The sequence below is a fragment of the Anaerococcus sp. genome (genome assembly GCF_030825785.1).
Taxonomy (GTDB): domain Bacteria; phylum Bacillota; class Clostridia; order Tissierellales; family Peptoniphilaceae; genus Anaerococcus.
Genome location: NZ_JAPJPG010000046.1, coordinates 1 through 12151, shown reverse-complemented (window position 1 = coordinate 12151; position 12151 = coordinate 1). Strand labels below are relative to the sequence as shown.

Below are 12151 nucleotides of genomic sequence, written 5' to 3'. Positions count from 1 at the left end.
CTCGATTAAGGAGTTTCATCAGTTCGCTATGCTCACTGTGACAATTCCATTAGAGGTGGCGGTAATTGTGAGAGTTGCTATAATTCAAAGTTTTTAATTATTTGCAATTTTAGTATAAGACGGGAGGCTTCTCCACGTTGGTCGAAGCAAGGGAAGGGGTAGGAAAGCTAGATTTCCATCATTATTTATTTCTCCACTTCGAAAAAACCCGTTCGGCTCTGATAGGACTATGTGAGAAGTCTATAGAACTTTGGAAAATGTCTGGATTGGAGAGTGTGTTAGTTATTTATTTACGTAGATAACTTTAGCTTTTATATTTGCGCGTCATCATAGACTGTAGATCTCTCACATTCGTTCGACGGTAGTTTGCGGGCTTAGCTGAACTTCGCCACGCAAAGCCTCGATTTTGAACTCTTCGAGTTCTTGGAACTTATTTTTCAAATAAGTAGCACTAATTCGATTTTTTCAAAATCGAAGCCCGACCACCCGGAACGGTTTCATCAGTTCGCTATGCTCACTGTGACAATTCCATTAGAGATGGAGTAATTTCTGTTTAAGTTTATCTCAACTTATATACTTTGTTGTTTTGATATTGATAACTTTGTGAGACCTCTCCGCGTCCTCTATGAGCCGGACGGGCTTGTTTCTGAGGCCGCAAACTACCGTCGAGCCTAGTCGAGAGATCTTTTCTTTTTTAACCTTTTTTCATCTATAATTTCCTTATAAATAATAGTGTATTTAAATTTTGTGAAAAATGGCAAAGAAATATTTTTTTATCGAAATTAACTGGTATAGTAGTAGGAGCGAATATTTGAAGTGTAAACATTTGATAAATCACATTTATGCTTTAAGATATAGAAAAACCTATAGGAAGCTACATAATTTGCTTTCGTAGAAGAATTGGAGAGTGAATAATTTGGCATTATTTAATTTTTTTAAGTCATTTAGCCAAAAAGAAATTGATCAAAATATGAAACTTGTCGATCAAATTCTTGCCCTAGATGAATCAATGCAAAAACTTACAGATGTACAATTACAAAACAAAACTAGTGAATTCAAACAAAGACTAAGCCAAGGCGAGACTGTTGATGACCTTTTGGTAGAGGCATTTGCTGTTGTTAGAGAAGCAAGCTCTAGAGTTCTTGGAATGAAGCACTACCCTGTCCAACTATTGGGTGGTATTGTTCTTCACAATGGACAGATCGCAGAGATGAGAACAGGTGAAGGTAAGACACTTGTTGCAACCCTTCCTTCTTATCTTAATGCCCTAACTGGTAGGGGAGTCCATGTAGTTACTGTAAACGACTACCTAGCTAAGCGTGACCAAGAGTGGATGGGTAAGGTACATACCTTCCTAGGTCTTACTGTAGGATGTATTGTTTATGGTTTAACTAATTCTGAAAGAAGAAAGAACTATCAAGCAGACATCACTTACGGAACTAACAACCAATTTGGTTTCGATTACCTAAGAGATAACATGGTAATCTACAAGGACGACATGGTTCAAAGAGACCTTCACTATGCTATAGTAGACGAGGTCGACTCAATCTTAATCGATGAGGCTAGAACTCCACTTATTATTTCCGGCCAAGGAGATGAGTCTACAGATACTTATGTTAAGGCAAACGAGTTTATCCAAACTCTAGAAGGAAGAATCCTAGATCCTAACGAGGATGCTGATATCGATCCATTCGACAGAGAGTTTAAGGTAGAAGATGTTGATTTCTTAGTAGATGAGAAGAGGAAATCATCCAACCTTACAGAAAAGGGTACTGCCAAGGCAGAGAATTTCTTCGGTATAGAGAACTTATCTGATACTGATAATATAGAGCTTGCCCACTATATTAACAATGCCCTAAAGGCAAATACTACTATGACAAGAGATATTGATTATGTAGTAAATCACGGCGAGGTTGAAATCGTTGATGAGTTTACTGGTCGTATCATGCAAGGTAGGAGATTCTCTGACGGTCTTCACCAAGCCATAGAGGCCAAAGAAGGAGTTGAGGTTAAGGCAGAAAGTAAGACTCTTGCTACAATTACCTTCCAAAACTACTTCAGAATGTATGACAAGCTATCTGGTATGACAGGTACAGCTATGACAGAAGAAGACGAGTTTAGTGAAATCTACAAGCTTGACGTTGTTGAAATCCCAACCAACAGACCTGTTCAAAGAGAAGATGATGTCGACTATGTATATATCAACGAACGTGGTAAGTTTAACGCAATTATCGATGAGATCAACAAGGTACACGCTACAGGCCAACCAATCCTAGTAGGTACTATATCTATCGAAGCCAGTGAGAGATTGTCCAATGCCCTAAGAAAGGCAGGCATTTCTCATACAGTCCTCAATGCGAAAAACCACGAGAGAGAAGCTGATATTGTTGCCCAAGCTGGTAGATTAAATCAAGTTACTATCGCAACCAACATGGCAGGACGTGGTACAGATATTATGCTCGGTGGTAACGTAGATCATATGGCTATGACTAAGCTAAAAAGAGAAGGTGTGGCAGAGGATGTACTTGAACAAGTAGATTCATTTGCTGAAACTACCGACCAAGCAGTCCTTGATGCAAGAAAGAAATATAGACACTACAAAGACGTCTTTAGACCTGAAATCAAGTCTGAAGCTGAGAAGGTTAAGGAAGTAGGCGGACTTTATATAATAGGTTCAGAAAGACACGAGTCTCGTCGTATAGACAACCAGCTTAGAGGTCGTTCAGGACGTCAAGGAGACCCAGGTAAGTCAAGATTTTTTATCTCACTTGAAGATGACCTCATTAGACTTAATGGTGGTGAGGCTGTAGCTAAGTTTGTTGAAAAATACAACTATGACGAAAATGAGCCAATAGTTTCTAGAATGGTATCTAAATCCGTAGAACGTGCCCAAACAAGGGTTGAGGCTAACAACTTTGCTACAAGAAAAAGAGTCCTCCAATACGACGATGTTATGAACAAACAAAGAACTATAATCTACAACGAAAGAAGAGAAGTTCTATTTGGTCAAGACATGAAAGAGACTATAGTAGCTATGATCAAAGATGTAATAGCAAATGCTGTTTACACCTTTACCAACCCAGAGATTAAACCAGAAAACTGGGAGATGACAGCCCTACTAAACTATCTTCACGGACTTGCTATGCCTGTAAAGAGCCTTCACTTCGAAAACATCAACTCTTACAGCCAACAAGACCTAATCGACTATATCACAGATGCGACTCTTGCCAAATATGAAGACAAGGAAGCGACCTTCGGATCTGAGAATATGAGAGAGGTAGAAAGAGTAATCCTACTTAGGGTAATCGATCAAAAATGGATGGATCATATCGATGCTATGGACCAGATGAGAAAAGAAATCGGTGTAAGGGCTATGGGACAAGAAGACCCAGTAAGAGCCTACACCAACGAAGGTTTCGACATGTATGAAGATATGACTAGATCAATCCAAGAAGACACTGTTAAGTACATGCTAAGTGTAGAGATTAGACAAAATATCGAAAGAAAACAAGTCCTAAAACCTAGCGAAGAGCACCTAGAAGACCAAGAGGAAGAAAATATGGAAGGTCTTAATAGAGCAGAACGCAGGAGACTCGAACGTGAAGCCAAAAAGGGCGATGTAAAGAAATAGTATGAAGGAAATATTTGAATTAAGATCTGATATAGAAGATTTAAGCCAAAAACTAAAACTAATCGGAGACTCTCTTTGACCCAGCTAGTTTAGAAAAAGAGATAAAAGAACTCGAGAAACAATCAGCGAGCCCTGATTTCTGGAACGATTCTGACAAGGCCCAAAAGATAATGGCGGACTTATCAAACAAGAAAGAGGAGCTAGCCGATTACAAAAAGCTTGAAAATGGCTTAGTAGACAATACAGATATGCTTGATCTTGTGGAGATGAGCGAAGATAAAGAGACAGATACAGTAGGCGAAGTCGAAGATTCTCTAAAAAAGCTCACTAAGCTTGCAACCCAGATGAAGCTTAGGACCCAACTTGATGGGGAATATGACAAGAACAATGCCTATATATCAATAAATGCAGGTGCCGGTGGCCTTGAGGCTACAGACTGGGCAGATATGCTCTTTAGGATGTATAAGAGATACTTCGATAGTAACGGCTTTAAGTATGAGATCAAAGATTTAAACAATGAAGAAGCAGGTGGAATCAAGTCGGCTACAATCCATGTTACTGGTCCTTATGCCTACGGATACCTTAGAGCGGAGAAGGGAGTCCACAGACTTGTGAGGATTTCTCCTTTCGATAGTCAATCCAGAAGGCACACTTCCTTTGCATCTGTGGATGTATTCCCAGAGCTTGATGATAATATAGAACTTGATATCGACCCATCAGATCTAAGAATAGATACCTACAGGGCAAGTGGAGCTGGAGGTCAGCACGTAAATAAGACCGACTCTGCCGTAAGAATCACCCACATACCAACCGGTGTAGTTGCGACAAGCCAGGCAGAACGTAGCCAAATTCAAAATAGACAGACTGCAATGAATCTTTTGAAAAGTAAGCTTGTTCAGATCAAAGAAGAAGAGCAAAGAGAAAAAATCGAAGACATACAAGGAAGCTACTCCCAAATTGCTTGGGGCAGCCAAATCAGATCCTATGTTTTCCAACCTTACACCTTGGTCAAAGACCACAGGACGGGTTTCGAGATGGGAAATGTAGAGGCTGTGATGGATGGAGACATCCAAGGCTTTATAGATGCTTACCTTGCTGATAAATAATCGGGACTGTTTATAAAATGATAGCTGCATCCTGTCAGAGAATTATAGGAAGTTCTCTGATGGGGCACTTTCATAGAGGCAGGCCCGTTTTTTTAAAATAAGGAGGAATTTTGAAAGATATAATACTAACAGGTGACAGACCAACAGGCAGACTTCACCTAGGACACTACGTAGGAAGCTTAAAAAACAGAGTGCTTATGCAAAATGAGGGTAATTACGATAGGATGTATATCATGATTGCAGACAGTCAAGCCCTCACAGATAATTTCGACAACCCAGGAAAAATCAGGGAAAATCTCATTGAAGTAGCTCTTGACTATCTTAGTGTGGGACTTGATCCAGAAAAGGTTACATTCTTTGTCCAATCTCAGGTCTCAGAGCTAACAGAGCTTACCTTCTATTTCCTAAATCTTGTTACCCTATCAAGACTTGAGAGAAACCCAACAGTTAAGTCAGAAATTAAATTAAGAGACTTCGAAACATCCCTACCAGCAGGATTTCTAATATATCCTGTAAGCCAGGCTGCTGATATTCTTCTCTTTGATGCAAATATAGTTCCAGTGGGAGAAGACCAAGAGCCAATGCTTGAGCAAGCAAGAGAGATTGCTAGAAGCTTTAACCACATCTATGGAGATACCTTCATAGAGCCAAAGGCAGTTCTTCCAGAGGCGAAAGTCGCAAGACGTATGCCAGGAATCGATGGAGGGGCTAAGATGAGTAAGTCCTTGGGAAATGCCATCTACCTTGCAGATGGTAAGAAAACTGTCAAGAAAAAGGTAATGAGCATGTATACAGATCCTGATCATATCAATATCGAAGATCCAGGTAAGGTTGAAGGTAATATTGTCTTTACCTATCTAGATGTATTCTCAAAAGCTGAACACTTCAAGGAGTTTCTTCCAGAATACGAAAACCTAGACGCCCTTAAAGACCATTACAGAAGGGGAGGACTGGGAGATGTAAAGGTAAAGAAATTCCTAATCAAGGTTCTAGAAGACGAACTAGAGCCAATTAGAAAAAGACGTGCCGAATACGAAAAAGACCTAGAAAAAGTATTTAAAATCCTAGAAGAAGGAACAGCAAAGGCAAGAGAAGCTGGAAGAGAAAAGGTCGAAGAAGTAAAAAAAGCCATGGGCATCAACTACTTCGAAGACAAAAAGCTGGTGAATAGCTTGCAGGAAAAATATAAATAATATACCCTTATGGAGGGCGTAAGTCGAGACATCTCATGACTACAGGTTATGTATAATAATTGGCGAAAAAGGTACTTTCCCAGTTATCCACCTCGACAGAGCTTCCACGGGAAAGCGACGAGAGGTCTACAGAACTTTGGGACACGTCTGGTCTGAGACTTTGTTATTTATGTATTCTAGTAGATAACTTGAACTTTTATATCTACATGTCATCATAGACTTTAGATCTCTCAGTCGTACCTCCTTCGAGATGGCGTATTTGTTGTTTAACTATTATATCAATGCATACACGATTATACATTGATATCTTTAATATAATGAGATTTCTCCATTCACTTCGTTCAGTCGAAATAAGGTCGCCCTCCTGTTGGGCCACTGTTTGTCTGAAAGACAAATAGTGTAGTGACATTTGTTTTGTAGAAACAAAGGTCAAAAGAACGCCGAATGGCGTTCTAATAATTTTAGAAAACTTCGTTTTCTTACATACCCTTATCTCGAGCGTAGTCGAGAGATCTCTCAAAATATAGAAGACTATAATCTACAGTAAATCGAACTTTATGTGAGAGGTCTATAGAACCTTGGGACGTGTTAGATTTGAGATTTTGTTAGCTAAGGATGAGCGTAGATGAATTAAACAGTATTATTTACATGTCATCATGTACTGTAGATCTCTCAGTCGTATCTTCTTCGAGATGGCGTTAATGGAAGTTTTGATTTAATTATGAGTTTTAAAATAATTATAATTTTACTATTTCTCATGAGATTTCTCCATTCACTTCGTTCAGTCGAAATAAGGGGAGAGGAGAGAAAACTTCGTTTTCTTACATACCCTTATCTCGAGCGTAGTCGAGAGATCTCTTAATGATTATTAAGCTATAGAAATTAAGGGGTAGAGATTTTGTTTAATCTTTACTTTTACTAGCTTATTTATAGAAAGGAATAATATGAACAAATTTAATTCTAGACTTGGCTTTATACTGACGGCTGTTGGATCAGCTGTTGGTATGGCCAATGTGTGGGGCTTTCCTTACAAGCTCCAGGAAGGGGGATTTTTTTTCCTCCTAGTCTATATCTTCTTTATAGGTCTTTTTTCCTATGTGGGACTTTCGAGCGAGTTTGCTATAGGAAGAATTGCAGAGGCAGGCACTATCGGATCTTACGAGAAGGCCTTTGAGAGTAAGGGGAAAAGTCCTAAGCTGGGACGTGCTATATCAATCCTTCCTCTAATTGGCCTTGTTCTTCTTACAATTGGCTATGCAGTTGTAGTTGCCTATATTTTTAAGGCCTTGGTTGATTCAGCTACTGGGACTTTGATGAGTGTTGATGTAGGAAGTTGGTACAAGAACTTATCTGAAAGAGACTTTTCAGTTTGGCCTTATCATCTTTTAGTTATTATTTTGACCTTGATTAACTGTCTTGGTTCTGCCAAAACTTTGGAGAAGTCAAGTAAATTTATGATGCCGGCCTTTTTCATCCTCTTTGTAGTTATAGCTATAAAGATTATCAGCCTACCAAATGCCATCGAAGGTTATAGGTATATGTTTAGGATAGATAGGTCGATGATAAGTATTGGAAATGTGGTTTCAGCCATGGGTCAGGCTTTCTTTTCCTTATCTATTACAGGATCTGCTATGATGATCTGTGGTGCATATCTACATAAGGACGAGGATATAATCTATTCATCTAAGATGACAGGTCTTCTCGACACTATTGCTGCAATGGTTGCTGCTTTTGTGATGATTCCCTCTGTCATAGTTTTTTCTATGGATCAGGCAGGAGGTCCAGGGCTCTTGTTCCAAGTCCTACCTACAATCCTACAAAACATAGAAGGAGGGAGGTTCTTTTCAATTATCCTCTATCTTGCTGTATTGTTTGCAGGAATTTCATCTCTTCAAATAATGTTTGAGGTAGTAGTAGAGTCAGTGACCTATGTATTTAAGAAATTGGATAGAAAAATTGTTCTAATAGCAATAGCTAGCTTGGTATTTATAGTAGGTGTGAATATAGAAAAAATAAGTCAGTGGGGGCCTTTTATGGATATTATATCAATCTACATCATTCCTATAGGGGCGATGATTGGTGCTATAACTTGGTTTTATGTTCTGGACAAGAAGACTCTAATAGGAGAGATCAACCTAGGTTCTAAGAGAAGATATGGAGATAGATGGTATAGGATAGGAAAATATCTCTATACGCCTCTTGTAGTAGTGATTTGCCTTTTGACAATAGTAATGTAAAATCCCTTCAGGGATTTTTTAAATGGAAACTTTAGAAAAAACTTTACTTATATAAAGTTTGGGATATAATACTAACATACTTTAAAGCGATATAGACATATTAAAGTTAAGGAGTTTATATGAATAAATTTAATTCAAAAATTGGTTTTATATTGACAGCGGTTGGTTCTGCTGTCGGCATGGCAAACGTCTGGGGTTTTCCTTACAAGTTCCAACAGGGAGGTCTAGTATTTTTCCTAGCTTATTTGGTATTTATAGTTATTTTCTCCTATGTGGGACTATCTAGCGAGTTTGCAGTTGGTAGGCTTGCAGGTACTGGAACCTTAGGTGCTTATTACAAATCTTTTAAAAGCAAGAATAAGGATACCCTTATAGGAAAGTATATAGGATTTGTCCCTCTGTTTGGTTCCTTGTTTATAGCAGTAGGCTATGCTGTAATTGTTTCTTATATAAGTAAAGCCTTGTTGGATTCTCTTACAGGATCATTGATGGAAGCTGATGCAGCGACTTGGTTTGATAGCTTCTCCCAAAAGCCTTACTCAGTAGTTGGATTTCACCTTACCATTATTGTGCTAACATTAATTACCTGTATAGGAGGGGCTAGGACAATAGAAAAGTCTAATAAGTTCATGATGCCTACCTTCTTTGTTCTTTTTGTTATTTTGGCAATTAAGATTTTGACACTTGATGGAGCAATCGAAGGTTACAAATACATGTTTAGATATGACGGTGATGCTCTTAATATAAATACCATCGTCCAAGCTATGGGCCAGGCCTTCTTTTCCCTTTCTGTAACGGGATCTGGGATGATAGTTTGTGGAGCCTACCTAAGCAAGGGTGAGGATATTGTATCTTCATCAAAAATGACTGGTCTTCTAGATACTATAGCGGCCTTATTATCATCCTGCGTTATAATCCCTGCTATAATGGTCTACAAGATGGATCAGGCAGGTGGACCAGGTTTATTGTTCCAAGTCTTACCTACAATCCTACAAGATATGTTCTTGGGTAGATTATTTGCAATAATCTTATATCTTGCGGTAATACTCGCTGGTATTTCATCCCTACAGAATATGTTTGAAGTAGTAGCAGAATCGCTTATGAACAGATACCCAAAGATGAAAAGAAATGTCGCCCTAGTCCTAATTGGAATTTTCGTTTTTGGCTTGGGAGCCAATATGGAAATGATAAGCCAATGGGGTCCATTTATGGATGTCATTTCAATCTACATCATCCCAATAGGAGCTTCTATCGGAGCTGTGACTTGGTTTTATGTATTGGCTAAGGATAAGCTTATAGGAGAGATCAATCAAGGATCTGAGAAAAAATACGGTGATAGCTGGTATAAGATTGGAAAATATATCTACACACCAATTGCTATTATACTTTGTGTAATAGCCTTGATATTTAAAGTTTCATTTTAAAAGTAAAAGCCAATCCACTAAGGGGTTGGCTTTTAGAATGCGTATTTAATTACAGTTTTATTTAATAGAAACCTAATTTTTCTTTTGAGGAATCAATGATGATATTTTTAACTTGAGTGTAGGCTTCAAGGGCAAGCTTATCTGTTTCCCTACCTATACCAGAATCCTTGTAGCCACCGAACGGTGCACCTGCAGGGAATTGGTTGTAGGTGTTAACCCAAATTCTTCCTGTCTTTAGTCTATTTGAAACATCCATTATCCTATATAGGTCGCTGGAGTAGATTCCTCCACCTAGCCCATAGTGGGAGTCATTAGCCATTTTAATAACGTCGTCTTCATCCTTGAATTTCTTTATTACTACAACTGGTCCAAAGATTTCTTCTCTGTAGGCGTCGTTATCTTCTGGAACATCGGCAAGGATAGTTGGTGCGAAGAAGGCTCCCTTGTCGAGTCCGTTTTCAGTAAGTCTCTTACCACCTGTAAGAACTTTTGCACCAGCATCTCTTGATATTTTGATGAATTCTTCTATAACAGGAATTCTTTTATCATCTCTTAGGGCACCCATTTGTGTGTCTTCTTCTAGAGGGTTGCCTACTTTTACATTTTCGAAGGCTTTGACAAGTTTTTCTACAAATTCATCGTAGATTCCTTCTTGGATAAAGAGTCTAGATCCGGCTGAGCAGACTTCTCCTTGATTGAATAGGATTCCAACTTGGGCACCTTCTAGGGCCTTTTCGATATCGGCATCATCAAATATGATATGAGCAGACTTTCCGCCAAGCTCTAAGGTTGAAGGAATCAAGTTTTCTGCTGCAGAAATACCAATGTGACGACCAACGCTTGTAGAACCGGTAAAGGCAAGCTTATCTACGCCCTTGTGGTGTTGGAGGTATTCTCCAGTTACAGAACCCCTACCACTTACAACATTGATAATTCCCTTTGGAAGGAGGTCTTCGATTCTTCTAATCATCTCAAGTAGGCCTATAGATGTATTTGAAGAAGGGGAGATTACTATAGTGTTTCCTCCTGCTATAGCTGGTGCAAGCTTCCAGGCAGCCATAAGGAGTGGGAAGTTCCAAGGAATCATTTGAGCAACTACTCCAAGTGGCTCCCTTTTTCTAATTGAAACAAATCTTCCGTCAAGCTTAGAAATTTCATCTTCATCAGCTCTTAAGAGGGAAGCGAAATATCTAAAATGATCTACAACCCAAGGAAGGTCAACTGTCTTAGTCTCACGAATTACCTTACCATTATCCATTGTCTCAATTGTGGCTAGATCTTCTAAGTTTTCTTCGATCCTATCTGCTATTTTAAATAGGAGGCTTGCACGTTCTTCTTTAGAGAAAGATCCGTATTCTCCTTCAAAACATGCCCTAGCGGCCTCAATTGCCCTATCTACATCTTCGTTGTTTGCAGTAGCAAACTCAGCAATCTTCTCGCCTGTAGCAGGATTTATCGCATCTAGATATTCCCCTGATGCTGGCTTAATCCATTCGCCATTAATATATAAATCATATCTATCTTGAATTTTCATTTAAAACTCCTTAAATTATTATTCTTTCTTACTAGTAAAAATAATACCCAAGCGAAATAGTTAATAAACAATTATTTACTATAGATGGATAAAATCTTAAGAAAATATTTTGCAAACGATTCTAATCCAGAGGCTGGTGTGTGTCAAGATTTTCCATATGTTCCTCTTAGGGTGGACAAAAGTATAGACATCTCTTATCATTTAATATATTTTTTTATTAAACATTCCCACAGATAACCACCTCGAAAAAAGCCCGTCCGGCTCTGAGAGGATTAAGCGAGAGGTCTACAGAACTTTGGGACGTGTTTGATTTAAGATTTCGTTAGTTAGTTATTTAAGTAGATAAATGAGCTATTATCTTGACATGTCATCATAGATTGTAGATCTCTCATCGCTCCGATCTGTCGAGATGGCGGTAATAGCATGAATTACTGTAATTCTGGGCTTAATTATACTTTTACTATTTCTCGGGAGGCTTCTCCACGTCCTCCCCGAGCCGGACGGGCTTGATTTCGAAGCAAGGGAAAGAGAAGGAAAGCATGCTTTCCTACACTACCTTAGTCTCGAGCGTAAGTCGAGAGATCTATTTAATTTGCATATCATCTAGCGTAGTCGAGATATCTCTTAACATAATCTTTATTCTTATTAAATATTCCCTAGTTACGCCACCTCGAACTTTACGTGAGAGGTCTACAGAACCTTGGGACGTTTATGGTCTGAGACTTTGTTATTTACGTATTCTAGTAGATAAATGAATTTTTATATCTACATGTCATCATAGACTGCAGATCTCTCACATCCGTTCGAGATGGTGTTAATGGAAGTCTTGATTTAATTATGAGTTTTAAAATAATTATAATTTTACTATTTCTCTGGAGGCTTCTCCACTCACTACGTTTGGTCGAAGCAAGGGGAAGGGGAGGGCAAAGCAAAAGACCTACAAGCTTTTGCTCATAGGCCTTAGATTTTATTAGGCTCTTTGTCAAATCGTGTTGGTAAATAATAATCAACCAAATTCTTAATCAG

At 38.7% G+C, this 12151-nt stretch carries 6 protein-coding genes; 5 read left to right on the top strand and 1 reads right to left on the bottom strand.

Annotated features, from left to right (window positions below):
- Positions 1–916 precede the first annotated feature (916 nt).
- The 5 genes from secA to RCH56_RS06525 all read left to right on the top strand — a co-directional run bounded on the left by secA (position 917) and on the right by RCH56_RS06525 (position 9591).
- Positions 917–3631, top strand: a complete 2715-nt coding sequence (secA, locus tag RCH56_RS06545; protein WP_306484176.1) for a preprotein translocase subunit SecA — start codon at positions 917–919, stop codon at positions 3629–3631.
- A gap of 1 nt (position 3632) precedes the next feature.
- A protein-coding gene (gene prfB, locus RCH56_RS06540) for a peptide chain release factor 2 (protein WP_306484175.1) occupies positions 3633–4737 on the top strand; the annotation gives its coding sequence in 2 pieces (ribosomal slippage) (positions 3633–3707 and positions 3709–4737; 1104 coding nt in all).
- 110 nt (positions 4738–4847) lie between these two features.
- On the top strand, positions 4848–5930 hold the full coding sequence (gene trpS / locus RCH56_RS06535) for a tryptophan--tRNA ligase (RefSeq protein ID WP_306484174.1): 1083 nt from the start codon (positions 4848–4850) through the stop codon (positions 5928–5930).
- 944 nt (positions 5931–6874) lie between these two features.
- Positions 6875–8167 carry a sodium-dependent transporter gene (locus tag RCH56_RS06530; RefSeq protein ID WP_306484173.1) on the top strand — a complete coding sequence of 431 codons (1293 nt, stop codon included), beginning with the start codon at positions 6875–6877 and terminating at the stop codon, positions 8165–8167.
- Positions 8168–8286: 119 nt separating this feature from the next.
- A complete protein-coding gene (locus RCH56_RS06525) occupies positions 8287–9591 on the top strand; it encodes a sodium-dependent transporter (RefSeq protein ID WP_306484172.1) in 1305 nt (434 codons plus the stop codon).
- A 61-nt stretch (positions 9592–9652) separates the two neighbouring features.
- Here the strand turns inward: RCH56_RS06525 and RCH56_RS06520 are convergent, their stop codons facing one another.
- The gene (locus RCH56_RS06520; RefSeq protein ID WP_306484171.1) at positions 9653–11125 is read right to left on the bottom strand and encodes an aldehyde dehydrogenase family protein; all 1473 of its coding nucleotides are present in this window, start codon (positions 11123–11125) and stop codon (positions 9653–9655) included.
- Between the last annotated feature and the right edge of the window lie 1026 nt (positions 11126–12151).

What these genes read in the sequence shown, in the direction of transcription:
- RCH56_RS06530 (WP_306484173.1), top strand. Translation starts at nt 6,875, where the DNA reads ATGAACAAATTTAATTCTAGACTTGGCTTTATACTGACGGCTGTTGGA.
- RCH56_RS06525 (WP_306484172.1), top strand. Translation starts at nt 8,287, where the DNA reads ATGAATAAATTTAATTCAAAAATTGGTTTTATATTGACAGCGGTTGGT.
- RCH56_RS06520 (WP_306484171.1), bottom strand. Translation starts at nt 11,125, where the DNA reads ATGAAAATTCAAGATAGATATGATTTATATATTAATGGCGAATGGATT.